The 26,952-nt window shown below is 70.0% G+C and carries 20 protein-coding genes; 8 read left to right on the top strand and 12 right to left on the bottom strand.

What is annotated here, in order from left to right:
* The 3 genes from D7V80_RS10700 to D7V80_RS10690 all read right to left on the bottom strand — a co-directional run.
* Positions 1-1,224, bottom strand: a 1,224-nt coding sequence (locus D7V80_RS10700) for an ATP-binding protein (RefSeq protein WP_120588054.1), incomplete at its 3' end; no start/stop codon positions are given.
* Positions 1,225-1,371: 147 nt separating this feature from the next.
* Positions 1,372-1,854 carry a hypothetical protein gene (locus D7V80_RS10695; RefSeq protein ID WP_120588052.1) on the bottom strand — a complete coding sequence of 161 codons (483 nt, stop codon included), beginning with the start codon at positions 1,852-1,854 and terminating at the stop codon, positions 1,372-1,374.
* Between the two features lie 129 nt (positions 1,855-1,983).
* Positions 1,984-3,420 (bottom strand): metallophosphoesterase, encoded by a 1,437-nt coding sequence (locus tag D7V80_RS10690; protein ID WP_120588051.1) that lies wholly within the window; start codon positions 3,418-3,420, stop codon positions 1,984-1,986.
* Positions 3,421-3,527: 107 nt separating this feature from the next.
* Here D7V80_RS10690 and D7V80_RS10685 point away from each other — a divergent pair, with 107 nt between their 5' ends.
* Both D7V80_RS10685 and D7V80_RS43855 read left to right on the top strand, forming a co-directional pair.
* Entirely contained in the window at positions 3,528-4,874 is a 1,347-nt protein-coding gene (locus tag D7V80_RS10685; RefSeq protein WP_120588050.1) for a restriction endonuclease fold toxin 5 domain-containing protein, read from the top strand.
* Complete coding sequence (locus tag D7V80_RS43855; RefSeq protein WP_370452480.1) at positions 4,871-5,611, top strand: immunity 52 family protein; 741 nt, start codon at positions 4,871-4,873, stop codon at positions 5,609-5,611. Before D7V80_RS10685 ends, D7V80_RS43855 begins: the two co-directional genes overlap by 4 nt.
* A 5-nt stretch (positions 5,612-5,616) precedes the next feature.
* On the opposite strand, the gene D7V80_RS10675 is transcribed toward D7V80_RS43855, so the two are convergent.
* Together D7V80_RS10675 and D7V80_RS10670 are read right to left on the bottom strand one after the other, a co-directional pair.
* Complete coding sequence (locus D7V80_RS10675; protein ID WP_120588048.1) at positions 5,617-6,549, bottom strand: TIGR02266 family protein; 933 nt, start codon at positions 6,547-6,549, stop codon at positions 5,617-5,619.
* A 76-nt stretch (positions 6,550-6,625) separates the two neighbouring features.
* Entirely contained in the window at positions 6,626-7,984 is a 1,359-nt protein-coding gene (locus tag D7V80_RS10670) for an RtcB family protein (RefSeq protein ID WP_120588047.1), read from the bottom strand.
* A 235-nt stretch (positions 7,985-8,219) separates the two neighbouring features.
* Here D7V80_RS10670 and D7V80_RS10665 point away from each other — a divergent pair, with 235 nt between their 5' ends.
* Positions 8,220-8,501, top strand: a complete 282-nt coding sequence (locus D7V80_RS10665; protein ID WP_014392930.1) for a hypothetical protein — start codon at positions 8,220-8,222, stop codon at positions 8,499-8,501.
* A gap of 76 nt (positions 8,502-8,577) precedes the next feature.
* On the opposite strand, the gene D7V80_RS10660 is transcribed toward D7V80_RS10665, so the two are convergent.
* The 3 genes from D7V80_RS10660 to D7V80_RS10650 all read right to left on the bottom strand — a co-directional run bounded on the left by D7V80_RS10660 (position 8,578) and on the right by D7V80_RS10650 (position 11,425).
* A complete protein-coding gene (locus D7V80_RS10660) occupies positions 8,578-8,928 on the bottom strand; it encodes a DUF2019 domain-containing protein (RefSeq protein ID WP_120588046.1) in 351 nt (116 codons plus the stop codon).
* Positions 8,928-9,332: a hypothetical protein gene (locus D7V80_RS42690; protein ID WP_233585250.1), complete on the bottom strand. Its 405-nt coding sequence runs from the start codon at positions 9,330-9,332 to the stop codon at positions 8,928-8,930. The genes D7V80_RS10660 and D7V80_RS42690 overlap by 1 nt, the downstream gene beginning before the upstream one ends.
* 851 nt (positions 9,333-10,183) lie before the next feature.
* A complete protein-coding gene (locus tag D7V80_RS10650; protein WP_255417631.1) occupies positions 10,184-11,425 on the bottom strand; it encodes a BTAD domain-containing putative transcriptional regulator in 1,242 nt (413 codons plus the stop codon).
* 205 nt (positions 11,426-11,630) lie between these two features.
* On the opposite strand from D7V80_RS10650, the gene D7V80_RS10645 reads away from it, so the two are divergent.
* Positions 11,631-11,957, top strand: a complete 327-nt coding sequence (locus tag D7V80_RS10645) for a pilus assembly protein N-terminal domain-containing protein (protein WP_158616591.1) — start codon at positions 11,631-11,633, stop codon at positions 11,955-11,957.
* Positions 11,958-11,978: 21 nt separating this feature from the next.
* Here D7V80_RS10645 and D7V80_RS10640 read toward each other — a convergent pair whose 3' ends face one another.
* The gene (locus D7V80_RS10640) at positions 11,979-12,431 is read right to left on the bottom strand and encodes a PaaI family thioesterase (protein ID WP_120548770.1); all 453 of its coding nucleotides are present in this window, start codon (positions 12,429-12,431) and stop codon (positions 11,979-11,981) included.
* Entirely contained in the window at positions 12,431-12,880 is a 450-nt protein-coding gene (locus tag D7V80_RS10635; RefSeq protein ID WP_120588043.1) for a PaaI family thioesterase, read from the bottom strand. The genes D7V80_RS10640 and D7V80_RS10635 overlap by 1 nt, the downstream gene beginning before the upstream one ends.
* 160 nt (positions 12,881-13,040) lie before the next feature.
* On the opposite strand from D7V80_RS10635, the gene D7V80_RS10630 reads away from it, so the two are divergent.
* Together D7V80_RS10630 and D7V80_RS10625 are read left to right on the top strand one after the other, a co-directional pair.
* Positions 13,041-16,484, top strand: a complete 3,444-nt coding sequence (locus D7V80_RS10630; protein ID WP_120588042.1) for an amidohydrolase family protein — start codon at positions 13,041-13,043, stop codon at positions 16,482-16,484.
* A 403-nt stretch (positions 16,485-16,887) separates the two neighbouring features.
* Positions 16,888-17,358: a hypothetical protein gene (locus D7V80_RS10625; protein WP_120588041.1), complete on the top strand. Its 471-nt coding sequence runs from the start codon at positions 16,888-16,890 to the stop codon at positions 17,356-17,358.
* Positions 17,359-17,362: 4 nt separating this feature from the next.
* Here the strand turns inward: D7V80_RS10625 and D7V80_RS10620 are convergent, their stop codons facing one another.
* Positions 17,363-20,776 carry a PAS domain-containing protein gene (locus D7V80_RS10620; protein ID WP_120588040.1) on the bottom strand — a complete coding sequence of 1,138 codons (3,414 nt, stop codon included), beginning with the start codon at positions 20,774-20,776 and terminating at the stop codon, positions 17,363-17,365.
* Between the two features lie 624 nt (positions 20,777-21,400).
* Here D7V80_RS10620 and D7V80_RS10615 point away from each other — a divergent pair.
* Positions 21,401-22,909 (top strand): M20/M25/M40 family metallo-hydrolase, encoded by a 1,509-nt coding sequence (locus D7V80_RS10615; RefSeq protein WP_120588039.1) that lies wholly within the window; start codon positions 21,401-21,403, stop codon positions 22,907-22,909.
* Positions 22,910-22,919: 10 nt separating this feature from the next.
* Here D7V80_RS10615 and D7V80_RS10610 read toward each other — a convergent pair whose 3' ends face one another.
* The gene (locus tag D7V80_RS10610) at positions 22,920-24,680 is read right to left on the bottom strand and encodes an MDR family MFS transporter (protein WP_120588038.1); all 1,761 of its coding nucleotides are present in this window, start codon (positions 24,678-24,680) and stop codon (positions 22,920-22,922) included.
* A gap of 246 nt (positions 24,681-24,926) precedes the next feature.
* Between D7V80_RS10610 and D7V80_RS10605 the strand changes: the two genes are divergently transcribed.
* Positions 24,927-26,924 (top strand): lysyl oxidase family protein, encoded by a 1,998-nt coding sequence (locus tag D7V80_RS10605; protein ID WP_120588037.1) that lies wholly within the window; start codon positions 24,927-24,929, stop codon positions 26,922-26,924.
* The last annotated feature ends 28 nt before the right edge of the window (positions 26,925-26,952 follow it).

Here is a 26,952-nt window from a genome sequence, read left to right as displayed (position 1 = left end):
GCCTGGAACCCCCCCCAGATTGGTCGCGAGCTCCCCCTGATCCGCGGTCAGGGTCTGTCCCACATTCACCCGCAGGGTGACGACCACGGCGCCCGTGACCTCGGCGAACTCCGGGGCGGAGAGCCCAGCGGCGCGGCACATCTCGGCGACGCGGTTCGTGCCCCGGCCCCATTTCTCGATGAGTCCAGCGCGGTAGAAGACCTCCGCGATGATGGGATTGCGCTGCACCGACAGATGCGGCCGTGTGAGCGATTCAGGCGTGATGCCTTTCGGATATCGCCCCGCGCTCCATATCTCCACGCGGTCGTCGAAGATCGCAAGCGACACCGCGCCACCCGCGATGCTGTAGTCACGGTGGATGAAGGCGTTGACCAGAAGCTCGCGCATCGCATCTGGCGGGATGAGCGGACGGTCGACACGCTGCAGGCGGCCCGGTTCGATGCGGCCAGCCAATGGGAAATGCCGCTGGCAGAACAGCTCGGCTTCCTCGAGCAGCCGGAAGGCCGGTCCGCGCACGTTGCGTTGGTCGAGGAACTCGGTCTTGTCGGTGCCTCGAAACCGGGCCATGCGCAGCTCGCACTGGGGATGGTGGGGAAGGAATGTCTTGCCAAAGAGCACGACGGCCGCGCGCAGGAGCCTGCCCTTGTGGCGTACGCCAAGGCGGTCGAGCAGCTCGGGCAGGCCCCGTCCCACCGGTCCCACGAGACGCCCCGCGGAGCGAGCCGCCTCGACGATGCGCAGCACCTCCTGGCGGTCGAGTTCCTGGAGCGGAACCTCATCGGCCTCCTGGTTCTCCCAGCGACGGCGGCTGTGCGCACGTTCCAGCAAGAGCAGCTCATAGCGCTCCTGCGCCATCTTGCGGGTTGTGTTGCCCACCCGCTCATAGGCGCGGCCGTCGAAGGTGTACGGCACGGAATCGCTGATGCCGTCCACGGTGAGCACGAGGACGCTCCGCCCTGAAGCGACCTCCACGCTCTGGATGCGGAGGTCGAGCGGAGGCTCGAAGCGCTCCCGCGCCGTCGCGATGTCATGCAGGGTCTGTTCGCTCACCTGCTGGTCGATGAGCTCTCCGCCAGGCTTCACGCCCAGCAGCACCTGGCCTCCCTGTCCATTCGCGAAGGCGCAGAGCGTGTGCATCGCCTCGCGCAATTCACCGGTCGAGCGCTTCAACTCGAGCGTGACGGATTCTCCCCTGGCGGCGAGGCGGGCGAGGTCTGGGATCATGGCGGGCCCGCCTCTGCATCATCCGGGCCCGCCATGTCCGGCGCTGTTCCCTCCGGACCGACACCTCACCCGCGCGTGCGGCATCCGGACCGGGACCCTGCGTTCACGCAGGGAGACGGTGCGCCTTCGTGTGCCGGCGTCCGCCGACTACAGGCAGTCCACCAGGCCGTCGTAGATCGTCGTGCTGGTGCCGGGCAGCGTGGCGTAGAGGGGAGAGGTCCCCGAGAGCGCCGTCAGCAGCGAGGTGATGGTGGTGCCGCTGGCCAGCGGGCTCTGGCAGGTCCAGGTCTGCGTCTGCACGGAGATTTCACCCGTGGACGGGTCGAGCTCCTCGTTGCTCGCGGCGAACACCCAGACGCACTGGCCAATGACACCCGTCCCGCTGTTGACGGAACACTGGAAGCGCAGCGACTGGATGTTGCTGTAGCCACCCTCGCAGAACGTGTCTCCACAGATGTCGTCGAAGTTGTCCTTCAGGTTCGAGCGCAGCTCCAGCCACGCCAGATACTCCGGCTGGGACGACAGGTAGGACGTGGCATCGACATAGCTGGACAGCGGCCGCGCCACGCCCAGCGGAGCGGACAGGGTCAACCCCAGCGTCGACAGCGCCAGCCACGAACGGAGGTTCATCACGGAGCACCTTCCTGGAACTGACCGCCCCACGGACGGAACGGTCACCCGCGAGGCCATACGGGTTTGACACGAAGCCCGCTTCCTCGGCAGGGAAGCGGGCTCGCGTGTTTCATCGGGAGGGCTCGTTCAGCGCACCCAGTTCACGTTGCTGTACGCCTTCGCTCCCTCCGCCCGCTCTGTGTTCGTCAGCGGCGCGTAGACGCGCGTGCTGATGGTGTTGGCGGCGGTGTCCACCTCCACGAGCCGCGTCGGATTGGTGGTGCCGTCGTGGAACGTGTTGAGCATCTGGTAGATGGTGTTGCCGTTCACGCCGGTGTCGGTGCGGTAGGCGGCGTTGCCCACGTGGCCGGAGAAGACGAAGCGCACGTTGGCGTACTGCTTGATGAGGTTGTCGAACACGTACTGGGGGCTGTTGTTGCCGTAGCCACCGTTCGACTGCTCGATGCCGCCGCTGCCGTTCAGGTGCGAGTGGGTGATGATGATGACGTTGTGCTGGGGGAACTGGGCCAGCACGGTCTTCGCCCAGTTCACGGCGTTCGTGCGGGCCCACAGCTCCAGGTTCAACACCAGCCAGTTCAGGCCGCCCGCGTTGAACGTGTGGTAGGCGTTGTCACACTTGCCGGACTCGAACACGCCGCCGAGGGCCTTGAAGCGGGACAGCGGGAAGTAGGTGTTGAAGGTGGTGGTGTTGCGCAGGTTGGCGTTGACGTTGCCGGGGCACGCGCTGCCGCCCTGGCACACGGCCGCCGTGTCGTGGTTGCCCAGGGCGATGGCGTAGGGAATCTGGGCGGTGTCGAGCACCTGGTACGAATCACTGGCGCGCTGGTAGTGGAGGTGGTCGGGCGTGTCCCAGTCCATCAAGTCACCTGTGTGCAGCACGAAGCGGATGTCCTGGGCCGTCTTGTTGTCGGCGATCCACTGCATGCGCTGGGTGAGCCGGGTGGGGGCGTAGACCGTCTCCTGTTGCGTGTCGGGGATGACGACGAAGGTGAACTTCGTGTCCACAGTGGTGGGCGCGGCGTAGAACTTGATGCCCTCGTTGGTCCAGCCCGCGGTGGTGAGCGCGTCGCGCTCCGCCTGGGTGACGGCGTGGCGGTGTTTCTTCAGGCCCGGGTTGTCGAAGCGGTAGACGGGCACGAGGCACGTCTCCGCCGTCTTGGACGCATAGAAGCCCACGCCCTCGTCGGTGGTGAAGCCGGAGGCGATGAGGTTCGAGCGCTCGGTGGCGTCGATGGTGACGATGTGTTCACCCCGGCTGGGGCTGTAGAGCCGGTAGACGGGGGACAGGCCGGTGCCGGAGGAGCTCGCGGCCTTGAAGGGCGTGCCCCGGTCGTCGGTGTAGCCGTAGGTGGTGGCCGCGTTGGCGGCCTCGTTCGCATTGAGGGTGAGGAGGCTGTCGCCCGTGGACGGACGCACCCGGTGATACACGGGCTTGCTGAGCGCGGCGCAGTCCAGCGCCGCCGTGGTGCTGCCCAGGTGCTGGGGTTCAGGCGCCTCGTCAGGACCGCAGGCGGACAGCACGCCGGTCAGGGCCAGGGACGCGAGGAGGAGAGAAGGCTTCAAGATGTGCTCCCAGTGAAGTCAAGATCTTCAAGTTAAGATTGAATTGCTGGGATACGCATAGCATTGGTGGAAGGGCCGGAGAAGGCACCTGTCGAGGAGTGTCGCGAGTGTCACAGGGACAGGGCCGGATGATCGTGTGGGGGCTGCTGGTCGTGCTGCTCACGGGCTGCGCCAGTGGGCCCACGGTGCGGCTGCGCACGGAGCAGGGAACGCGGACGTACGCCCCGGCGACCTGGGACCGGCGTGTGCCGGTCAGTGCACGGGAGTTCGAGGAGGCCCTGGCGCGGTTGGTGCTGGAGGTGCCACTGACGGTGCGGTCACCGAGGGTGGTGCGCACGGTCGCGAAGAAGGGGGCGCAGTTGGACCTGGGACTCGGGTTCATGCTGCGGGACGGGTACGGACGGTGGTGCCGCGCGCATGAGGCTCCGGGGGACTGTCTGTCGTTGCTGGAGGATGGGGCGGGTTTCGGTGAGCTGGACCGGCTGACGCTCGCGGTGGGCATGTCGCTGGACCCCTTGCGCGCGAGCATTGGCGCGGCGTTGCAGGACACGCTGAACCCGGAGTTCTTCGTGTCCGTGGTGGCGGGGGCCATCACCTCGTGGGTGGTGCTGGCGGCGGCGCCGGAGCCCCTGTTCACCAAGGCCGCGGCGGTGATTGCCGCCGTGTTCCTGGCGTACGTGGGCGTGCAGTCGTTCCTCGCGGTGGTGAGGGCGTGCGGTGCGCTGAAGGCGGCCACGGATAGGGCGCGGACGTTCCAGGAACTGGAGGAGGCGGCGGAGGTCTTCGCGCAGGCATTGGGGCCGGAGGTGGCGCGCGTCTTCGTGCTCGCGGTGACGGTGCTGGTGAGTCACGGCGTGACGGTGGGGTTGTCATCCGCGCTCGCGTGGATGCCGCGTTTCCCGGATGCCGTGCGACTGGGTTCGACACAGGCGGGCTTCAACCCGGCGCGCGTGCAGGACGTGAGCGCGGTGGCGGTGGTGGACGGAGTGGTGGAGGTGACGCTCGCGTCCACGGCGGTGGCCATGGCCACGATGGGTCCGCCTCCGCCGAGTAGCTCAAGTGGCCCGGGCAAGTGGGTGCAGGTGAATGAGTCGATGTCCGACCGTGCCCGCGACTATCAGGCCCAGGTGACCGGAGCGCCGAAGGGCTCCGCGTATCGGCTCAAGCAGGGAGACGATGAGGTCGATTTCGACGGCTACGACCTGGTGGACGATTTGCTGCTGGAGGCCAAGGGCCCGGGCTACGCGAAGTTCATCCAGGACGACATGTCGATGAAGGCGTTCTTCACGGGCTTCAACAAGGTGCTTGCCCAGGCTGAACGGCAGTTCAATGTGGCAGGAGGACGGCGCATCCGCTGGATTGTCGCCGAGGAGCGGTTCGCCATACTCCTCCGTAAAGCATTCGAGTTGAACGGCCTCCCGATTGAAGTGGTGTCCATCGCACCGATTCGATGAGGCATGCTGGAGCCATGGTCGAGACGTATTACGCGGGGTGCTACTGGCTGGTCCGATCCGAGCCAGTGGAGGACTGCGCCCGGCGCCTGGAGTCTTTCCTCGGGAGGATTGCCCCGCTCGAGCCAACCTGGAACCGCTGGCATCAAACCGCAGCAACCTTCGAGAAAGCACGCAAGCGACAGGTCCAGCCAGATGCCGCGACGCTCGCGAAGCTCCTGGGTCAGAAGAGCAATCGAATTGGCGATAGCTCCAGGTTCTGGCTCTGGGCCGGGGAGACGCCAGATGAAACCTCAGGCATCAATGGCAGATGTGGCGGGTCCTCGACGCACTTGAGCTCCACCTGCATCCTCCACTCGCTGGGCCAGAGCGAGGTCGCGAAGCGCGTGGTGACCGCGCCGGTCATGACCAGCGTTGTGCGCGCCATGGCGCTCGCATGGGAACCCGAGTTCGCTCTCGCCACGTCCAATCAGCACGTGGACACCATCGTGACCGAGCAGTTCCCCAAGCTCGGAACCTATGGCGGCTGGGTCATGTACTTCGCCGACTTCCGAGGCCCCGTGCCCCCACTGCCCGCGCCCGTCCAGGTGGAGCACATCCCGGACTGGGGCACGCTCATCACCCTCACGCCGGAGAAGTTCACCGTCTCCAACCCGGCCCACGTCGCCCTCGCCGCGGACGTCCAGGCGCGCCTCCAGGACGCGGGGCTGCTCAAGCCCCTGCGCCCCTGGGGCACCTGAGCCCCTCAGTCCGGGTAGAACATCGGGTCGCGCGTCGCCACGAACGACGAGATGGCGTTCGCCACCTCCGGCGGCAGCGTCGTGAACTGCACGCCCACGCCCGGCATCAGGTCCGGGGTGCGGTCGTTGCCGTCGCGCGCCCAGCGCACCACGCCATTCACCGTCAGCGGCCGGCCTCCCGGCAGCGTGAAGTCCAGCTCCACCGGCGTTCCGCGCGGCACCGCCTCCACCGTGGCGATGAAGATGCCGCCCTCGCTGATGTCCATCGAGAAGCCGGTGAAGAAGTTGGAATCACTGCGCGTGTCGATGGTCGTGTGCATCCGCACCCGGCCCGCCTTGCGCGCGTCGCTCTTCGCCGGAGTGGCGGCCACGGGCGCGCGCGCCGGGAGCCGCTCCGCGCGCGTCGGCGCCTCCGTGGACGGCTTCTCCTGGGACGGCCGCAGGGCCGGGGGCGGGACGACCTTCTGGGTCTCCGCCTCCGCCGCGCGGCGGGCCTTCGCCTCGGCCTCCGCGCGGGCCCGGGCGGCGTCCTCCACGCGCTTCAGGTCGGACTCGGCGGACGTCAGCGCCTTCTCCACCCGGGCGGCGTCCTCCTGCTGCACGCGCAGCGCGGACTGGAGGTCCAGCCCGGCCTGCCGGCGCGTGTCCAGCGCGGCCTCTCGCGCGTCCAGGGCCTTCTCCCGCAGCCGCGAGAGCTCCGGGGACGGCTCGGGGGACTCGGTGTCCTCCAGGCGCATGGCCCACTGGGACAGGCGCGAGTCCCCGGCATGCTCCGGCCGGGCCAGGGCCTGGCGCATGCGGGCGAGCCGCTCGGTCAACGCGGCGGCATCAGCGGCGGCGCGGGCCACCTGTTCGGCGAGCTGCGCTTCCAGCCGGGACATGTCGGCTTCGGCGCGCGCGAGTTCGACTTCCCGGGAAGGGGTGGGGGACGGGGGCATGGGTGGGGCTCCAGGCGGAGGCCCAGTCTAGCGCCGCCCGGCCTCCCCCACGAGTCCCCCTTCCAGGGATATCCCGTCAGTCCGCGCCCTTGATGCAGGCCACCGGCTTGAGGCGGTGGGCCACCCGGGCGAGTCCTGCCTGCTCCACCGTCTCCAGCACGTCGTCCAGGTTCTTGTAGCAGGGCCCGGACTCGTCCAGCGGCGTGGTGCGGGTGTTGAGCAGGATGCCGGCCTCCGCCATGCGCCGGTCCGTCTCCTCCTGCTGGAGCTGCCGGCGCGCGGCGGCGCGTGACAGCCGCCGGCCGGCGCCGTGGTTCACGGAGTAGATGGACTTCTCCGCCCCCGGCTCCGCGAAGAGGATGGCGCTGCCGGTCTCCATGGAGCCGGGGATGAGGATGGGGTGCCCGGTGGCCTCCCACGTCGTCCCCTTGAGGGCCGGATGTCCGGCGGGGAAGGCCCGCGTGGCGCCCTTGCGTGCGACGAACCTGCCGCCCTCGCGCTGGATGAGGTTGTGGCTGATCTCGTAGTAGATGTTCGCGGTGCCGCCGAACACGTCCTCGAGCGCCCCGCACACGGCCTCGCCGATGAGCAGCCGGTTGGCCACGGCGAAGTTGGCCGCCATGTTGTGCAGGTTCCAGTAGCTGCGGCCCAGGGCGCTGTCCGCGTCCAGCCAGACGAAGTCCTCGCTGCGGCTCTTGAGGCCCAGCTGCGCGGCGCCCGCCACGAAGAAGTGCTTCGCGATGTTCCAGCCGAAGCCCCGGCTGCCGGTGTGGAGCATCACCCAGACGCGGCCCGTCTCATCCACCTGCATCTCGGTGAAGTGGTTGCCGCCGCCCAGGCTGCCCAGCTGTCCGCGCTTGTCGAAGGCGCGCTCGGGGATGGACACGCCGGTGTCCTCCACGGGGATGAAGTCGCGCTCGGTGACCGAGCGGCTCCGGCCCAGGGCCTTGGCGCCATGGCGCAGGACCTCCTTGAGGGTGGGGTCGCTGACCCTGCGCTGCTTGCGCGCCCGGGTGGCGCCCACGCCCACGGCGATGCGCTCGGTCACCTCGTTGATCCACTGGCGGCGCTTCGCGGGGTCGGCGACGTCCTCCACGGTGAGGGAGGTCTGCAACTGGACCATGCCGCAGCCGATGTCGTAGCCGGCGGCGGTGGGCAGCAGGGTGCCGTCCGTCTCCACGATGGTGCCGATGGGGACGCCATAGCCCACGTGACAGTCGGGCGTGACGGCGACGCGGGTGACGCCGGGGAAGGTGGCGGCGTTGACGACCTGATCGAAGACGGCGTCTTCCAGCGGGGGGGCTTCCGGATTGCCTTCCTCCCCCCAGAGGAGCTTGTCGGAGAGGAACAGGTCCGCGTGCACGCGCATGGTCTTGGTGCGCGGCAGGACGTAGTGGCCCTCGGAGACCTTTTCCAGGTGTTGCTTCCAGCTCATGGTGAATCCCCCAGGTGGGTGAACCCGCGGCAGGGACGAAGCCCTCCCTCATCCCTGACGGTGCCGGTTTCCGGACACACGATTGGCTGCTTGCCTGGCGTGCGTCGAGAGGAAACCCCGTGGGGTGGACGGAGGGAACGGCCGGGAGTGCACGGAGCGGCATTCAGACAAGCCTGGGGGTTGCGGCGGCGGATCGGCATTCCCATTTCTGCAGCGTGCATCAAGGGGGTGGGCGATGGGGTTTTTGACGGGGATGGTGCTGTCGGTGGCGTTGCAGGCGGGGCCGGTGGAGATGACCGCGGCTCCGGTGTTCAATCCATCGCTGTGCGCCAAGAAGCGCGTGGATCCATGCGGGTGCCATCACGTGTACGGCATCCGGCACTGCCACCAGAACCGGAAGAGCAACCACTGCGAGGCGCAGGTCCGCGCCTCCGAGCCGGACGTGGAGCAGGAGACCGCGGAGGCCACGAATCCGCTCCAGAGCCTCATCGACCCGGCGAAGTCCGTGTCCATGTAGGACGGTTCCTGAATGGGGTGGAATCACCGGGCGTCCTTCCCTGAAGAGGGGAGGGCGCCACGGTTCGTTGTGGGGGCTATCCCGGGTCCAGGGACCAGGTGCCTTCGTCCCACCGCTTCAGTGCTTCCGAGGCTTCGAAGGGCACGAGTCCCTGGCCCTTCGCGGCTTCCTCCAGGACGGCCCTGGCTTCCGCCGTCCGGTAGCGAAGCAGGTGGGCAGCGGCCATGACCCGCACGTCCATGCGCTCATGCTTGAGCAGTACGAGGAGTGCATTCCGTCCAGGATCGCCGTGGGCCAGGAGTTGATCGATCGCGGCCCCGTACTTCCTGGCGTGCTTGTTTCCGGTCTTGGAATCGCCTTGCCAGATGGCGTCGGTCTGGGCGGCGACATGCTTCGCGACCTGTTCGACCAGCTTCTCCAGGGTCATCACCAAAGCCCCTTCGACACGTTCTCGATGGCTCGCAGCCCGAAATCGCGTTGTGCCTCGTACGACTGCGTACTCAGCCATTTCCGCACGGTCAGGCTCCCCGTGCCCGTGAGGTTACGCCGTATCGCAGAATAGAGTTCGCTGACGCGGGCATGCACTCCCTTGTCCAGCGGGATGACGTTCTCGGTGTTGTGAAGCGCCTGGGGACCGAACCGCTGCACGTTGCCTGGGGTCTGCTCGACGATGTGGTGCCACTCCTTGCCTGGCCCCGCCGGGCCCAGGGCCTTCTTGAAGCCGCTGAACGAGCCCCAGCCCCTGGGCGCACCCGCAGGCGGAGTAGGGCCACCGCCGTTGCCACCGTTGGCGGCCATGGCCACCGCGCCAGGCGCGAGCGCGACCGTCACGGTCCCGGCGCTCACCGCCACTGTCCGCACTTCTCCGATCGCCGCGAACCGCAAGCCCAGCTGGGACTCCGCCTGCACCGTCGCCAGGGCGGCTCCAGGAGAAGGTATCGACGCCCACGTAGGCGATGAGCGTGGCGGTCATCACCGCCGCGAGCCCTTTGGAAAAGGGTTCAGGCACCGCGAGCAGGACCATGTACGTGGTCCAGGTCCAAAGGACCGTCGTCAGCATGGCCTGGGGATCGGCCATGTCCTTGAAGACATCCAGCAGCTCCTCCAGCACGACCCCCTGGGCAAGCGCCATGGCCAGGGCGTAGCGCCCGTCCCCGTTGACCGTAGGGCCCTCCATCAGCAGACGCAGGCAGTCACCAGGCCTGCCCGTGCGCTCACACCAGCGCAGGTAGGCACGTGTCAGCTCCACGTCCGCACTGGAGGCAGCGCCTTCCAGGTGCTCATCCAGCCCCAGTGGCGTGATGCGGTGGCTGCGTGGGTCATACAGGTACGAACCACTGCGCGGCTCCACCTGCCACAGTCTCCGTGCCTCTTGCTGGGGCCGCGAGGCAGGACGCACGGCTCGGGCCAGCACCGCGACGGCTTCTTCGAAGTCGTCCTCGTCCACTTCCACCGGCGTGCCGCCTGACGAGGGTGTGACCTCGATGGTTGCACCCCTGCCTGTTTCCAGACGCACCGACCGCGTGACGCCGCCACAACCAGTCAGCAGCACGACCACGAGCGGAATCAACCAGCAGCGTCGCATGCGGATGCCCTCTCCAGAGCCCGAGACGCTCCGTGAGAGTCATTTGAGCATGCAAGGGCAGACGAATGCAGAGGGCATGCTCCGCGCACAGCCCACCTCAATGCGCGGCGGCAGGCTCCCCAGGAAGCGCCTCTGACCGGCTCACCTCGAGGTCGCTCTCCGAGCGGATGATGACCCAACGCGCCTGCGGCGACACACGCAGGGCCACCACGTTCGGAGCCAGGCGGCGCATCTCCGGCTTGTAGGGCATCACCGCGGACGGAGGCGTCGTCGGTTGGCCCCCGGGCGTGCGATTCATCAGCGTGAGGACCTTCACCGTGGGGCGCTCCGGTGTCGGAGCAGGATGCAGCGTGGGCGGCGGCACGCGCGGAGGACTCCGCGGCAGCGCGGGCAGGCCCCGGGGCACACCCGGCAGGACCTTCTGGGGCACGCTCCTGCCCACCGTGACCGGCGTGATGCCCGGAGGCGTATTCCCTCCCGGCTGCGCGGCGCCAACCGCCGGTGGCTCCCCGAAAGCGGACATCGACACGATGACCTTCGGCAGCGGTGCGGCCTCCGGCGCACGCGGCGCACCCGCCGCCGCATGCGCCATGGAACGCGACATCGTCTCCGTCGCCGAATCCAGCGCGGGCGTCACGGTCGGCATGGCAGGACGCGGATGGGGCAGCACCGCCTGCCGTCCCGGCCCCGGCATCGCGCCCGGTGTCCCACGGACGTTCACCGGCGTGATGGACGGCGCCACCGGAAGACTCCGCGGCGCGGCCGGCTCCTGCGTGGCGCTGAGCAGGATGGGCGGCGGCACGCTGCGCATCCGTCCGGGCGGTGGCGTCGGCGGCGGCAACCGGTCGAAACGGTAGAGCTCCTCGTCCTCCAGCGCCGTCGGCGTCACCGCGCCCTGACCCATCCGTGCCAATTCCTGCTGCAACGTCGGGTCGCGCGGATCCAACTCCAGCGCTGCCTTCAGGGCGCCTCGCGCGCGGGACTCACAACCCAGTGACAACAGCACTTGCGCGGCTTTGCGGTACGCGGCAATCGCTTGCTCCTTCTGCCCCGCGCGGCGGCAGGCCTCCGCCAGCCGGACGCGCACATTCGCGTCGCGCGGCAGCAACTTCGCGAGCTGCGCGTACGTTTCCACGCACTGCGCATACCTCCCCCGCTGGTACAGCGCATGGGCGGCTTCCTTCAACTCCCGCAGCTTCATCGACTCGCGCTCGCTCATGGGGGTCTCCGCGTCGGTGTCGCTCCCCTGAGCTAGCAGGCGACGTGCCGCGCTCCCGTGACGCGCGCTCGCGTTCACTGCCTCGCCCCCACCGCGCCCCCAGGCTGGAAACCCTGTCATCCACCCGGCGGACCCCAAGGCAATCCACCGTGCCCCTGTGCACGCTGTCCGCTGAAGGACCTGGCAGGAACCCTGTAGAAATGGGAACCACGCTGTAACAACGTCAGTGTCCGAAGCGCGGGGGCTCTCGGGAGACGTCGGATGCCCACGCATGGGACATTGGGGCAACTCGGGACTCCGCCGGAGTCACCCGGAGGTCGCATCCATGGCTTCACGCTTCGTGGCCCTGACGTTGGGAACCCTGCTGCTCAGCGCCCTGCCCGCGGGGGCCAGGGAGCCCGCCGCTCGCGCTGGGGACTCGAAGGAACTTCCTGCCGCGGACGAGACGCTCACCCTGAAGAAGGGCGCGAAGCAGGTGCTGACGGTGCCGGGGATGAGCCGCGTGGCGCTGGGCGACCCGTCCGTCGCGGACGTGAAGACGACCGGGAAGGACGGGGTGGAGGTCTCCGCGCTGGCGAAGGGGACGACCACGCTCATCATCTGGGGCGCTGACGGCAAACGCCGCACGTACCGCATCGTGGTGGACGGCTAGCGTCCACCGGGCTTTGGCCGCTCACGGCTCCGACAGCAGGAACAGCGCGTGCGAGCTGGCGATGGGCCGCGTGCGGTCGTCCTGCCAGGCCTCCACGCGCACGTTGGCCACGCGCCGTCCCTGCCGCGTGATGAACGCTTTCGCGAAGGTGTCCTGCGCCTTGCCCGAGCGCAGGAAGTCCACCGTGGTGGAGATGACCTTGGGCACGCGCTCGGTGTCCGTCTGGAGAAGCAGCTCGAAGATGGCGCTCGACTCCAAGAGCGCCCCCAGCGTGCCGCCGTGCAGCGCGGGCAGGATGCTGTTGCCAATGAGGTGCGGCGCGTAGCGCATGCGGCAGAGCATCTCGCCGGCCAGGTTCTCCACCCCAATGCCCATGAAGCGCGTGTAGGGGATGGCGTCCGTGAGGCGGTGGTACTCGCGCGACTGGCGCACCTGGCGGACCAGGTCCGCGAGGGGAAGCGAAGGCGTGCTCATCAGCTCTCCACCCGCATGAAGGTGCCCTGTGAAGAGGCCACCGGCGTCGCCGGGTCGCCCTGGTGCACCAGCGCGCGCACGAAGGCGACCATGCGGGTGACCTTGTAGCACTCGGCCTGCGCGGTCAGCGGCAGGCCCGGGCGCGCGGGGCGCAGGTAGTCGATTCGCAGGTCCAGCGTGACGATGGCCGCGAACGCGCCCAGCGCCGCCATCACCGCCGCGCCGCTCGCCGCGTCGATGAGCGTGGTCACCGCGCCGCCCGCCACCACCCCTGTCTCCGGGTTGCCGACGAGCACGTCCGCGTAGGGCATCACCACCGTCGCGTCCGTGGGGCCCACCGCTTCCAGCCGCAGCCCGAGCGCATGGTTGTGGGGCACCGCCTCGGTGAACAGGACGGAGAGCGCCTCGCGTCGCTCCGCCAGGTCCGTGGGAAGACTGAAGTCAGACATGGGCTGGAGGCAGTAGCAGATTCAGACCGCGCCGGGGGAACGCACCGCGGCACGCCGCGCCCAGGAACACGCCTGCCCGTCCGCGAGTTCACGGGCACCCTGCGAGCCCAGGCATCCTGGCAGGATGCCGCGCCCCGCGTCTTCCCCGAGGACACTTCCGGTGAACCGACCCCTCTCCTCCCTCTGCTTCGCACTGCTCGTCCCAGGCATGCTCCTGGCGGCGCAGCCCCTGCCCCGGCCCGCGAGTGCACCCGAGCCCGCACCCCCAGGGCAGGGTGAAGCGCCTCCGCAGGAACCGCCCAAGCCGCCCGCGCCCAAGGACACCGCGCGCGAGGCCGCCCGGGCGAGCGAGGGCGACGGCGGCACCCTGGCCCCCGTCGCCACCCCGGAGCAGCCGGACGCGAAGAAGGACGAGTGGAAGGTGGACGCGCCTCCGGGCGTGGCCAGCAGCCAGGTGCCCATCGACGTGCGCGAGGGCACGTGGATGAACGTGGACGTGAGCCCGCGAGGGGACGAGCTCCTCTTCGACCTGCTGGGAGACATCTACGCGCTGCCCATCGCGGGCGGCGAGGCCCGCGCGCTGACCTCCGGCGCCGCGTGGGACATGCAGCCGCGCTACAGCCCGGATGGGAAGTCCATCGCGTTCACCAGCGACCGGGGCGGCGGCGACAACGTCTGGGTGATGGACCGCGACGGCAAGAACCCGCGCGCGGTGACGCAGGAGAAGTTCCGGCTGCTCAACAGCCCGGCGTGGAGTCCGGACGGCCAGTTCCTGGTGGCGCGCAAGCACTTCACCGGCCGGCGCTCGCTGGGCGCGGGCGAGGTGTGGATGTACCACCGCGCGGGCGGCGAAGGCGTGAAGCTCACCGAGCGCGCCAACGACCAGAAGGACCTGGGCGAGCCCGCGTTCTCCCCGGACGGCCGCTACGTCTACTTCAGCCAGGACGTCACGCCGGGGAAGTCCTTCGAGTACGACAAGGACCCGAACAAGGAGCTCTACGCCATCCAGCGGCTGGACCTGGACACGAAGGAGGTGGAGCCCTTCGTCACCGGCCCGGGTGGCTCCATCCGGCCCACGCCGTCGCCAGACGGCAAGCAGCTGGCGTTCGTGCGGCGGGTGCGCGGCAAGAGCGTGCTGTACGTGACGGACGTGAAGTCCGGAGCGGAGCGGCCGCTGTATGTCGGGCTCGACCGGGACATGCAGGAGACGTGGGCCATCCACGGCGTGTCCCCGGTGATGGCGTGGACGCCGGACAACAAGTCGCTGGTGTTCTGGGCGGGCGGGACGCTGCACCGCATCGAGGTGGCGACGAAGAAGGTGACGCCCATTCCCTTCCACGTGGAGGGCACGCGCACGGTGTTCGCGGCGGTGAAGGGCACGCGGCCCGTGGCGCCGGACCGCTTCGACGTGAAGATGCTGCGCTGGATGCAGGTGTCACCAGATGGCAAGAAGCTGGTGTACCAGGCGCTGGGCAAGCTGTACGTGAAGGAGCTGCCGTCGGGGACGCCTCGGCGGCTGACGCGGCAGAACGAGCACCTGGAGTTCTATCCGTCGTTCTCCCGGGACGGGCGCTCCATCGTCTACACGACGTGGGACGACGACGCGCTGGGCGCGGTGCGCATGGTGTCGGCCACGGGCGGCGAGGGCCGCGTGGTGACGACGCAGCCGGGCTTCTACGTGGAGCCCTCGCTCAGCCCTGACGGCAAGTGGGTGGTGTACCGGACGACGGGCGATGGCTACCTGATGCCGGGCACGTGGAGCCGGGAGACGGGGCTGTTCGTGGTGCCGTCCACCGGTGGAGGCGTGGCGCGCAAGCTGACGCGGGACGGGGAGCAGCCGCACTTCGGCGCGAAATCGGACCGCGTGTACTTCCTGCACGTGGAGTCCAAGGACGTGGAGGACGTGCGCACGCTGCGCAGCATCGGGCTGGACGGTGGCGAGCCGCGCACGCACCTGACGAGCGGGGGCGCGCTGGAGATACGCGTGTCGCCGGATGACAAGTGGGTGGCCTTCCGCGAGGACTTCAACGCCTACGTGACGCCCTTCGTGCGCGGCGCGAAGGAGGCGCGGGTGGGGCCGTCCACCAAGGCGATGCCGGTGACGCAGGTGAGCCGTGACGCGGGTGAATACCTGCACTGGTCCGGCGCGGACGCCCGGCTGTCGCTGCACTGGGCGCTGGGGTCCAAGCTCTACACGCGGGCGCTGAAGAACGCGTTCACGTTCATGGACGGCGCGCCCAAGACGCTGCCGCCACCGGAGGTGGACGGGGTGGACGTGGCGTTCTCCCAGAAGTCGGACGTGCCGGAGGGGACGCTGGCGCTGGTGGGCGGGCGGATTGTCACGATGAAGGGCGAGCAGGTGGTGGAGGAGGGCGTGGTGGTGGTGAAGGGCAACCGCATCGTGGCGCTGGGCCCGGTGGGGAAGGTGAACGTGCCCGCGTCCGCGAAGGTGGTGGACGTGAAGGGCAAGACGCTGATGCCGGGCCTGATTGACGTGCACTGGCACGGGGCCATGGGCGTGGACGGGCTGATGCCGGAGCAGAGCTGGGTGCAGGCGGCCTCGCTGGCGTTCGGCGTGACGACGCTGCACGACCCGTCCAACCACTCGGAGACCATCTTCGCCGCGAGCGAGCTGGGCAAGGCGGGGATGCTCACGTCGCCGCGCATCTTCTCCACGGGCACCATCCTGTACGGGGCGGCGAGCGCGGACGCGCACGTCGAAATCGACACGCTGGACGACGCGCGCCGGCACCTGCGGCGGATGAAGGCGTTGGGCGCGTTCAGCGTGAAGAGCTACAACCAGCCCCGGCGCGACCAGCGGCAGAAGGTGCTCCAGGCGGCGCGCGAGCTGGACATGCTGGTGGTGCCCGAGGGCGGATCGCTGCTCCAGCACAACCTGACCATGGTGGTGGATGGGCACACGGGGTTGGAGCACTCGCTGCCGGTGGCGCGCATCTACGACGACGTGCGCCAGCTGTGGAAGGGCACGCAGGTGGACTACACGCCGACGCTGGGCGTGGCCTACGGCGGGCTCATGGGGGAGAACTATTGGTACCAGAAGACGAACGTCTGGGAGGACACGCGCCTCTTGTCGTTCGTGCCCCGGCGCGTGGTGGACGGGCGCTCACGGCGCCGCGTGATGATTCCGGACGAGGAGTTCAACCACCAGAACGTGGCCCGTGTGGCGAAGGAGCTGAATGACCTGGGCGTGAGCGTGCAACTGGGCGCGCACGGCCAGCGTGAAGGCCTGGCGGCGCACTGGGAGCTGGCGATGTTCGTGCAGGGCGGCATGTCGCCGATGCAGGCCTTGCGCGCGGGCACGCTCAACGGCGCGCGTCACCTGGGCATGGACAAGGACCTGGGCTCGCTGGAGGTGGGAAAGCTGGCGGACATGGTGGTGCTGGACAGGAACCCGCTGGAGGACATCTCCAACAGCCGCACGGTGCGCTACACGATGGTGAACGGCCGGCTGTACGACGCGAACACGCTGAACGAAGTGGGCACGCGGCAGCGCACGCGCGCGAAGTTCTACTTCGAGAAGGACGGCAACGAGGGCTGGAGCCCCCGGGCGACTACGCACGCCACGGAGCAGGTCTGCGATTAGGCGTCGTCCTCGTGTTGTGTGGAGCGGTCGCGGGCTGCGCAGGCGGCCCGCGGCAGCTCCGTCAATCCATTGGCCCGGGGCCCGGACCGGGCTGTGTCAGCACGGTGGATTGCCAGTGCAAGAGCGGTTCGGCGGCGGCGTGCGAGCAGGTGCAGATGATGAAGCCGCCCCGGCCCCGGAAGCCGAACCCGCTGCCTCCTCCCGGGACGGGGGAGGAACTGGAGAAGAAGGAACAGGTCAGGGAGACCTGCACCCAGGACTACGTTCGCTGTGTCGATGCAGGTGGAGACAGCAAGCCCGGACGGGTGGAGGGAGAGAGCCGTTGTGACTCGTGTCGGTCCTATTGCATGGCCAACGGTTTCTGGCCTGACTCCGTCTACAGCTGGAACGGGAAGGCGTTGGAATGCCCGCGAAGAAAATGAAGAAGGCGTTCCAGGATCCGCCCTTTAGGGATCCGGCCTGGAGTGCCTTCATCGACGATGTGTCGGACGTGACGGGCCTCGCGCCCAGGGACTGGCCCCGGTTTCGCGCGGGCCTCAAGCAGGTGGGGCGGCGCCATGAAGGACGAGTGCCGTCAGCCTCGCTTCTCCGGTTCATCGCCAAGACTGCCTTCTTCTGCGGCGCGCATTGGGGGCAGACCCCACGGATCGTAAGAGGCGCCCTGCGTGCGTACCTGAAGCATCCGGTGGATACCCGGATGTATTCCTACACGGCCGCGGAGTACTGGCAGTGGGCGTTCAAGGTCTCCCCCTCGGACCTGCCCGCCGCCGAGGCCATGCTCGCGGAGGTCCGCGAGTACCTGCCGTCCCTGGACGACCACGAGCGCCGCAACACGGAAGGCCTGCTGGCCTTCCTGGAGCGCCAGCGCCGCTGACCCCTCAGCGGGCCGTCGCGGCCACCTGGGCCAGGGCCTGCTGTATCTGCGGCAGCGCGTAGGGCTTGGGCAGCACCACCACGCCCAGCCACTGCTGCGGATCCCCCTCCAGCGCCGAACGGCCGTGGCCGGACGCGATGATGATCCGCATGGCGGGCTTTCGCATCGCCACCTCGCGCGCCAGGTCCACGCCGGACATGCCCGGCAGCGTGACGTCCGTGAAGAGCACGTCGAACCGCTCCGCCGCCAGCGCCACCCGCGCCTCCTCCGCGCTCGCCACCGACATCACCGCGTGACCCAGCAGCCCCAACAGCTCACTGGCGGACGCGCGGATGTCCTCGTCATCCTCCACCAGCAGCACGTGCATCCGCCTCGCGGCCTCCTGGGTCGCCGCCGTCTCCCCGGTGCGAGGCGCCTCCGGCCACTGGAGCTTCGGCGTCGCCATCCGCTGCTGCCGCTGGTCCAGCAGCGTGCGCACCTTGCGCGCCAGGTCCTCGCGCCGGTACGGCTTGGACAAGAGGTTCACGCCCGGATCCAACCGGCCGCCGTGCACAATGGCGTTCTCCGTGTAGCCGGACGTGAAGAGCACCTCGATGTCGGGCTGAAGCGCCTTCGCCTGCCGCGCCAGCTCCGGACTGCGCACCGGCCCCGGCATCACCACGTCCGTGAAGAGCAGGTCCACCGCCACGCCGCTCTTCAGGATGGACAGCGCGCTCTGGCCGTCCACCGCGCGCAGCACGCGGTAGCCCAGCTCCGTCAGCATCTCCACCACCGTGGCGCGCACCTCCGCGTCGTCCTCCACCGCGAGGATGGTCTCCCTCCCGCCCTCCACCGGCCCCGTCACCACCTCCGTCACCGGCGCCTCCGGCTGGAAGGCGCGCGGCAGGTACACCTTTACCGTCGTGCCGTGCCCCAGCTCGCTGTAGAGCTTCACGTGCCCGCCGGACTGCTTTACGAAGCCGTACACCATGCTCAGCCCCAGGCCCGTGCCCCGGCCCTCCGGCTTCGTGGTGAAGAAGGGCTCGAACGCGCGCTCCAGCACCTCCTGCGACATGCCCCCGCCCGTGTCCGACACCGCCAGCAGCACGTACGCCCCGGCCATCACCTCCGGGTGCGCCTGCGCGTAGTGGTCGTCCAGCGCCGCGTTGCTCAACTCCAGCGTCAGCTTCCCGATGCCCCCCATCGCGTCGCGCGCGTTGATGGCCAGGTTGAGGATGACGTTCTCCAGCTGGTGCGGATCCGCCATCGTGTTCCACAGCCCGCCGCCAATGACCGTCTCCACCTCCACGTCCTCGCCCAGCGCGCGGCGCAGGAGGTCGTCCATGCCCCGCACCAGCCGGCCCAGGCTCAGGGAGCGCGGCTCCAGCGGCTGCCGCCGCGAGAACGCCAGCAACTGCCCGGACAGCCGGGCCCCTCGTTCCACCGCGCTCAGCGCCGAGCGCACCCGGCTCATGCCCCGCTCGTTGCCGGCCACGTCGCGTTGGAGCAGCTGCAGGTTGCCGCCCACCACCTGGAGCAGGTTGTTGAAGTCATGCGCCACGCCGCCCGTGAGCTTCCCCACCGCCTCCATCTTCTGCGCCTGACGCAGCTGCTCCTCCGTCTGCCGCTGCTCGGTGACGTCGCGCCCGCTGGCGTACAGCACGCCGTCCTCCGGCACCGGCACCGCCGTCCAGGAGATGCGCCGGTAGCCGCCGTGCTTGCACCGGTAGGAGCTCTCGAAGTTCAGCGTGGGATTTCCTCCCTCCAGGCGGTGCACCTCGGCGCGCGTGCGCGCGTAGTCGTCCGGGCGCTCCAGCCACTCCGACGTACGGCCCAACAGCTCCTCCTCCGTCCACCCCAGCATCCGCGTCCAGGCCGGGTTGACGCTGAGGAACTTCCCCTCCGACAGGCTCCCCACCACCAGCAGGTCCTGGGACACGTTCCACACGCGGTCCCGCTCCCGCGTGCGCTGCGCCACGCGCTGCTCCAGCGTCTCATTGGCCTGCTTCAAGGCGGACAGCGCCTTGAGCCGGGACAGCGTCGCCCACACGCGGTCGGCCACGTTGCGGCACAGCTCGATCTCCTCCGCGGTCCACGTGCGCGGCTGCACGTCGTGCAGGAACAGCACCGCCACGAACCGGCCGTGCTCCAGGAGCGGGATGTTGAACAGGGCCCGGATGCCCACCCGCTCCAGCGTGTCCGCCTGGGGCGCCGTGCGCGGGTCCTCCCGCACGTCCGGGATGGCCACCACCTCGCCCTTCAGGAGGTCTTCCAGGAACACGCCGTAGTCGTGGAAGCGGTGCACGCCCTCCACGCGCGCCACGTCCGGCGAGGCCACCCAGTTCGGGTGCATCAGCACCAGCGCATGCGTCGAGTCCACCGTGCCGTAGCCCGCGCGCGGCACGCCCAGCATCCGCCCCACCACCTCCATGGCCAGCTGCGCGGCGGCGTCCGGGGACGAGGCCTCGCGCAGCCGGTCCGCCATCTCCAGCAGCGCCGTCTGCCGCAGCTCCGCCCGCTTGCGCGCGTCGATGTCCACCAGCACGCCGGGAAAGCGCAGCGGCGCGCCCTGCGCGGAAAGATGGCAGTGGCCGCTGGCCTCCACCCACCGGTTCGTGCCGTCGGCGCGGAGCACGCGGTACTCGGACCGGTACGCACCGCCTGTCTTCAAGGCGCGGGCGATGGTCGCTTCCACCCTGGGCCGGTCCTCCGGGTGGATGGCGGCCACGAATTGGGAGATGGGCAGACCTTCGCGCGCCTGCACGGGGTCCAATGAGAAGGAGTGCGCGAAGCGCTCGTCCGCGACGACGCGGTTGACAGGCACGTCCCACACCCAGGTGCCAATCATTGCCTCGGCGTTCAGCGCCAATTGCACGCGCTCGTTCGCCTCGCGCAAGGCATCGTCGGCCTGGTGGCGCTCGGTGACGTCCTGGGTGATGCCCACCAGCTGCACCGGCTTGCCGGCCGCGTCGTACACCAGCGACGCGCGCCGGTGGATCCACCGCACGTCCCCGGTGTCATGACGGCGGATGCGGTACTCCACCGACGGCGTGACCTGCCCCGAGGCCCGCGTCCGCGCGTTGGACACGTGGCGCCGGTCCTCCTCCAGCGCGAGCGCCTCGATGACCGGAGCGGGCAGGGTGTCCGAAACCGGCACGCCGTACAGCCGGCAGAACTGCGGCGTCACCGTCAGCTGGTCGGTGGCGATGTCCAGCGTGAACACGCCAATGCCACCTGCCTCCTGGGCCAACCGCAGCTGTTCCTGCTTCACGTGCGCGTCGGCGTTCCCCCCAGGGGACGCCGGGAACGCCGGAGCCTGGGGGACCGGGGCGGGAGCCGTGCCGGCGCCGTCATCCAGACCCGCGGCGCGCAGGCGGAATCGCAGACGTTCGACCTCGGCCCTCAGGGCCTGTTCCGTTTCGGAAAGGGGCACGCTCATGAGCGGGGGGACCGCGGGTCGAGGGGGGCGACCTCCGGCCGTGGCACTGTCGCCCGGGTCCTCCGGGGTGGGCAACGGAGAATTCCGAAGGAGTCATTCCCCCGGAACCGGGGCATCCTCCCCGGTGTCGGCGCCCGCGCCCGGCTGTTCCGGGTGAACGCCCGGGGGCGTGTCGCCAGTCCGCCGTGCCGGCGCGCGAGCCCCTTTGTCCCGTCGCTTTGACGCAGGGCAGCCAGGACGTCAGGTCGTCCCGGGCCTGGGGAATAGCGCGCGCGGCGGCGTGTCCAGGGCTTGCAGAACCTGGAAGACGTCACGGGTCACCCAGGGCAGATGCGCGCCATGGGACGTCCCGCGTAGCGGAGAGTCGTGAACACTCACATCACCCGCGGGTCGCAATGCTCACTTCCCGCCTTGACGCTGCCAGGAATTTCTTTAAAGAATGCACGCACGTCCTCTTCTTCTTGGAAGATGGCGTATGTACCGGGCCTCGCGTTCCCCAACCGCGGAACCGGTGCGTGACGTCCCAGTTGAGCCCCGCGCGCCGCGTTCCCCCTCTCGGCGCGCGGTGGCCCCTGGGACTTCCACCCCGCCCCGCCCACTCATCAGGTCCCCTCGAGGATTCGAGTGTCCACGTCCACCTTCGTCCTGCCCGTCTCGCTGGCCCTGCGGCTGCTCACCTCGGCGTCGCCTTCCCCCCAGAACACGGCGACCGCGCCCTCCCAGGAGCCCGCGCCGAAGTCCCCGGCCACCTCGTCGGTGAAGGCCACGCCCCCGGCCGTGACGAAGCTGAGCGCCGCGCAGCAGGCCACGGCGGCGAAGCTGGTGGGGCCCGCGCTCGCGGAAGGCCATGCCTACGCGCGGCTGGCGGAGCTGACGGACGGCATCGGGCCGCGCCTGTCCGGCTCCGAGTCCGCGGAGGCCGCGGTGCAGTGGGCCCTGCGCGGGTTCCAGGCGGATGGGGTGAAGGCGTGGAAGGAGCCGGTGAAGGTGCCGCGCTGGGTGCGGGGCGAGGAGCACGGCGAAATCCTCGCCTCCGAGCGCACGCGCGGGCTGCCGCTGGCGCTGCTGGCCCTGGGCGGCAGCGCGCCCACGCCGCCGGAGGGCATCACCGCGGAGGTGGTGGAGGTGAACTCCCTGGAGGAGCTGGCGGCGCTGGGGGACAAGGTGAAGGGCCGCATCGTGTTCTTCAACCACACCATGTCGGAGGCGGCGGACTACGGCCGCTTCGCGGGGCTGCGAGGCCGGGGTCCGGCGGCGGCGGCGAAGCAGGGCGCGGTGGCCGCGCTGGTGCGCTCGCTGGCCACGGCGTCGCTGCGCACGCCGCACACGGGCTCCACGCGCTTCGATGAAGGCGGCCCGCGCCTGCCCGCGGCGGCGGTGTCGGTGGAGGACGCGCTCACGCTGCACCGGATGCTCCAGGGCGGGGCGGTGAAGGTGCGGCTGGTGCTGGGGTGCTCCGATCTGCCGGACGCGGACTCGTCCAACGTGGTGGCGGAGGTGCGGGGCCGCGAGAAGCCGGACGAGGTGGTGCTGCTGGGCGCGCACCTGGACTCGTGGGACGTGGGCACGGGCGCGCACGACGACGGCGCGGGCGTGGTGATGGTGATGGAGGCCGCGCGGCTCATCGCGAAGCTGCCCCAGGCGCCCCGGCGCACGGTGCGCGTGGTGCTGTTCATGAACGAGGAGAACGGGCTGCGCGGCGGCCGTGCGTACGCGGAGCGGCACGCGAAGGAGCTGCCCAAGCACGTGGCCGCCATCGAGATGGACGCGGGCGGCGGGCGGCCTCTGGGCGTGAGCCTGCACGCGGGCCCGGGCGGTGAGGCGCTGCTGTGGCCGTGGCTGGCGCCGCTGGAGGGGCTGGGCGCGGCGAAGTTCCTGGTGGGGCACGCGACGGGCGCGGACCTGAGCCCCATGGAGCCCGCGCACGTGCCCTTCGTGGGCGTGCGCGTGGACAGCAGCCGCTACTTCGACGTGCACCACTCCATGGCGGACACGCTGGACAAGGTGGACCCGCAGGACCTGGCGCGCAGCACCGCCGCGGTGACGTGGATGGCGTACGCGCTGGCGGAGTCTCCGGGCACGCTCGCGCGCCCCACCGGGCCGGAGTCGGACGAGCCGCCGAAGAAGAAGTAGGAGGTCGCTGCTACGCCTCCGCCGGGGTCTTGCGCGGCCCGCCCCGGCGCTGCGGCAGCTCCGGCAGCAGCAGCGTGACGAGCAGGGCCGCCAGCGCGACGAAGATGGCGAAGCGGTACACCGCCATCGTCGCGCGGGTGAAGGACTCCTTCAGCGCGCGCTCCACACGGTCCACGGTGGACAGCGCGCGGGCCTCGTCCGCGTCCACGCGCGCGCGGGCCTCGGGCCCCTCCTGCAATGCCTGCCGCCGCTCCTCGGCGAAACCCTCGCGCAGCTTCGCCTTCACCTGCTCCGGCTGGAATCGCTGTCCCTGCGGCGCGCCCTCTCCTCCGCCCAGGCCTCCGGGCGCGGACGCGTGCAATTCCTGCCGCACGTCCGGAGGCAGCCCGCGCGTGGCCTGCTGCGTGCGCACGCGCAGCTCCCGTTCCAGCGTGCCCGCGAACACGGTGCCCAGGAGCGCCACGCCCACCGTCATGCCCAGCTGCCGGAAGAACGTCGCCGCGGACGTGGCCACGCCGATGCGCTGGGGCGGCACGGCGTTCTGCACGGCCACGGTGTAGAGCGGGATGGACGGGCCCAGGCCCAGGCCCACCAGCACCATCTTCACCGTGACCTCGGCCTGGCTGGAGTCGGGCGTCAGCGTGAAGCCCATCACCGCGAAGCCGCCCATGAGGAACAGCAGCGCTCCCACCATCAGCGCCTTGTAGCGGCCCAACCGCGACGCCAGCTGTCCGGACAGCACGTTGCCCGCCACCACGCCCAGCGTCAGCGGCGTCAGCGTCAGCCCGGAGTGCGTCGCGGACAGCCCCACCACGTTCACCATGAACAGCGGCAGGAAGGTGACGGACGCCAGGAACACCGCGCCGATGATGAACACCGCCGCGTTGCCCGCGGAGAACGCGCGCAGGCGGAACAGCGACGGCTCCAGCAGCGGCTCCTTCGCACGGCGCTCCCGCCACACGAAGAGCCCCAGCCCCACCGCCGACAGCGCGAACAGCCCCAGGATGGGCGCGGAGCCCCACGGGAACCCGCCCGCCCGGGGCGCCGCCGCGCCATGGCCCAGGCTGAGCGCGAGCAGCAGCGGCACCACGCCCACCGCCAGCGCCACCGCCCCCAACACGTCCAGCTTCCCGCCGTGCACGCCCTCCGGCTTGAGCGGCGGCATGCGCAGGAAGATGAGCGCCAGCGCGAGCGCGCCCACCGGCAGGTTGATGAAGAACACCCAGTGCCAGCCCAGCGCGTCGGTGATGAAGCCGCCGGCCAGCGGGCCAATGACGCTGGACAGGCCGAACACCGCGCCGAACAGGCCCTGGTACTTGCCCCGGTCGCGCGGCGGGAACAGGTCCGCCACCACCGCCAGCGAACCGGTGAAGAGCGCCGCGCTGCCCAGCCCCTGCACCGCGCGGCAGAGGATGAGCACGAGCGTGGAGCGGGCCGCGCCGCACAGGAAGCTGCCGGTGAGGAACACGGCGATGCCCGCCACCAGCACCGCGCGGCGGCCCAGCAGGTCGGACAGCTTGCCCCACACGGGCACCATCATCGTGGACGCCACCAGGTACGCGGTGGTGAGCCACGGGTAGTGCTCCGGCGCGATGTGGAGGTCCGCCTGGATGGTGGGCCCCGCCGTGGCCACGATGGTCTGATCCAACGCCGCCAGCAGCAGCCCCAGCAGCGCCCCCGCCAGCGTGAAGGCCTTCTGTGAGCGGCTGAACCGCTCAGATGCCGGAGCGGCGTGGGAGTCCAGGGCGGTGTCGGCGGCGGTGTCGGCCATGGCTCGGGCACGTGCTCAGGGCGCGTGCATTCGCGCGAATGTGGGGACGGCGGTGGGGGCTGGCCACGCCCGCCTGCCCGGCTGCTCTCCGTCCGGAAGGCAACGCGCCGTCGGGCAGGCGTCGGAAGTACCGTTCATCCGGCAAGGGCCTTTCGGGAAGGGCGGTGCGCGGTTCTATCCTGCGCGCCCTTCATGTCGGATGTCGGACACGCCGGACACGTGAGCGCGTCCTGCCCAGGAGTGAACATGCGGATCCGTGGAGCGCTGACCTGCGCCGTGATGCTGTCCCTGTCGGCGGGCTGCAAGGACGACCCGACGCCCCAGCCCGACGCGGGAGTCCCGGACGCGGGCGCCGACGCGGGCTCCCAGGACGACGCCGGCACCGCCGGGCCCACCCTCTCCGAGACGCCGCGCTGGGAGGTCGAAGGGGACGGACTCGAGCCGAAGGAGTGCTTCGGCCGCGGCGTGGCGCTGGGCGACGTCAACGGCGATGGCCGCCGGGACCTGCTCGTCATCTCTCCGCCATGCACCAGCGCCCCCACCAACCCCGGCCGCGTGATGGTGTACCCGGGAGAGGCGTCCTACTTCTCCAAGACGCCCGTCACCTCCAAGCTGTCGTGGGTGCATCCCAGCCCGCGCACGTCGGGCTACCAGATGACGGTGGGCACGGGGGACGTGGACGGGGATGCGTACGCGGACGTGGTGGTGAAGAGCTACTACGGCGTCAGCGTCTACAAGGGCGGACCGGACCTGTCCCAGGTGTTCGCCCAGCCGCTGTTCCGCGTGCCGGACTCCTCGACCACGCGCTTCAGCATCGGGCGGCTGCTGGACGTGGATGGCGACGGGCTGGACGACCTCCTCGTCTCCACCTTCACCGGGAGCACCACCCTCTACCGCGCGACGCCCGGAGGGAAGGAGGGCCCCTTCACCAACGTGCGCGTGCTGTCCGGCTACGCGCAGCCCGCGGGAGACACGGACGGGGACGGCGCCCAGGACCTGCTCATCCCCCTGTACGGCGAGGAGAACAGCCAGGGCCTCTTCCTGGGCTGCAAGGCGGACAGCACGCGTGTCTGTGACGGACCGCTCACCACGCAGCCGGTGTGGAAGGGCACCGCGGAGAGCCTGCGAGGGATTCCGGACCTGAACGGGGACGGCCGTCCGGAGGTGCTCGCGGGGCTTCGGGGCAGCATGCGCCTGCACCTGTCCGACGCCTCCGTGCAGGGCTACTCCGCCACGCCCGTGTGGACGTTGATGGACGACCCGGCCTTCCCGAGCATCGCCGCCCAGAGCGCCTCGGTGGGCACCATGGCGGAGGGCGGCACGGGCCACGACTTCGTGCTCGCCTCGCTGGGGCGCGTGTACCTCTTCCGCCCCACGCAGGACGTGTCCGGTCCGCTGGAGCCGGTGTGGTCGTGGCCGCGCGCCAACCGCCTCCTGCCCCAGACGATGCTGGGCTTCACCATGCCTGCCGTGGCCAGCCCCGGCGACCTGGACGGGGACGGGTTCGACGACCTGGTGGTGGGCCTCTCGCAGGAGAACAACGGCACGCGTGCCCCGGGCCGGGTGCGGGTGTACGGCGGCGGCGCGGTGCCGGACTCGGAGGAGCCCGCCCCCGCGCTGATGCCCACGAAGACGTGCGGCCTCCCGGTGGATCCGGTGAACGGCAAGCCGGACCTCACGGTGGACCGGGACGTCATCGCCCGCACGCTCTACATCGAGCGGCGCTCGTTCGCGGCGGACTCCTGCGAGGTGCGTGAAGGCTGCGTGCCCGCGGGCGGCGAGCGGCGCCTGCTGCGCTTCACCACGTCCATCATGAACATGGGCACCGCGCCCGCGGTGGTGCCTTCACCGGAGGAGCGGCCGGACCTCTTCGTCTACGACGAGTGCCACCAGCACGACCACCTGGTGAACTTCGCCGGCTACGACCTGAAGGATGCCTCCGGCAACTCCCTGTCCGTGGGGCGCAAGCAGGGCTTCTACATGATCGACTTCACCCAGTACTGCGCGGACGGCACGCCGTTCGCCTGGTACGACCCGGGCACGGGCATCTCGCCGGGCTGGTCGGACGTCTACACGGCGGACACCGCCTGCCAGTGGCTGGATGTCACGGACACTCCGGACGGCGACTACACCGTACGCGTGGGCGTGGATGAGAACCACATCATTGACGAGCTCGACGCGCTCCCCAACGAGGCCACCGTCAAGGTGCGCCTGAAGGGGGACACCGTGACCGTGCTGCCCTGATGCGAAAGGGCGGACCGCACGCATCGTT

It is taken from the genome of Corallococcus sp. CA054B (assembly GCF_003611625.1).
Lineage (GTDB): Bacteria > Myxococcota > Myxococcia > Myxococcales > Myxococcaceae > Corallococcus > Corallococcus coralloides.
The sequence above is the reverse complement of the archived record's forward strand: the minus strand, read 5'-3'. Positions and strand labels throughout refer to the sequence as shown.

Coding starts and splice junctions, on each gene's coding strand:
- D7V80_RS10695 (WP_120588052.1), bottom strand. CDS start 1,854: ATGAACCTCCGTTCGTGGCTGGCGCTGTCGACGCTGGGGTTGACCCTG.
- D7V80_RS10620 (WP_120588040.1), bottom strand. CDS start 20,776: ATGAGCGTGCCCCTTTCCGAAACGGAACAGGCCCTGAGGGCCGAGGTC.
- D7V80_RS10605 (WP_120588037.1), top strand. CDS start 24,927: ATGCGGATCCGTGGAGCGCTGACCTGCGCCGTGATGCTGTCCCTGTCG.
- D7V80_RS10660 (WP_120588046.1), bottom strand. CDS start 8,928: ATGACCCTGGAGAAGCTGGTCGAACAGGTCGCGAAGCATGTCGCCGCC.
- D7V80_RS10670 (WP_120588047.1), bottom strand. CDS start 7,984: ATGAGCTGGAAGCAACACCTGGAAAAGGTCTCCGAGGGCCACTACGTC.
- D7V80_RS10650 (WP_255417631.1), bottom strand. CDS start 11,425: ATGACAGGGTTTCCAGCCTGGGGGCGCGGTGGGGGCGAGGCAGTGAAC.
- D7V80_RS10625 (WP_120588041.1), top strand. CDS start 16,888: ATGCCCGCGAAGAAAATGAAGAAGGCGTTCCAGGATCCGCCCTTTAGG.
- D7V80_RS10635 (WP_120588043.1), bottom strand. CDS start 12,880: ATGTCTGACTTCAGTCTTCCCACGGACCTGGCGGAGCGACGCGAGGCG.
- D7V80_RS10645 (WP_158616591.1), top strand. CDS start 11,631: ATGGCTTCACGCTTCGTGGCCCTGACGTTGGGAACCCTGCTGCTCAGC.
- D7V80_RS10610 (WP_120588038.1), bottom strand. CDS start 24,680: ATGGCCGACACCGCCGCCGACACCGCCCTGGACTCCCACGCCGCTCCG.
- D7V80_RS10675 (WP_120588048.1), bottom strand. CDS start 6,549: ATGCCCCCGTCCCCCACCCCTTCCCGGGAAGTCGAACTCGCGCGCGCC.
- D7V80_RS43855 (WP_370452480.1), top strand. CDS start 4,871: ATGAGGCATGCTGGAGCCATGGTCGAGACGTATTACGCGGGGTGCTAC.
- D7V80_RS10640 (WP_120548770.1), bottom strand. CDS start 12,431: ATGAGCACGCCTTCGCTTCCCCTCGCGGACCTGGTCCGCCAGGTGCGC.
- D7V80_RS10665 (WP_014392930.1), top strand. CDS start 8,220: ATGGGGTTTTTGACGGGGATGGTGCTGTCGGTGGCGTTGCAGGCGGGG.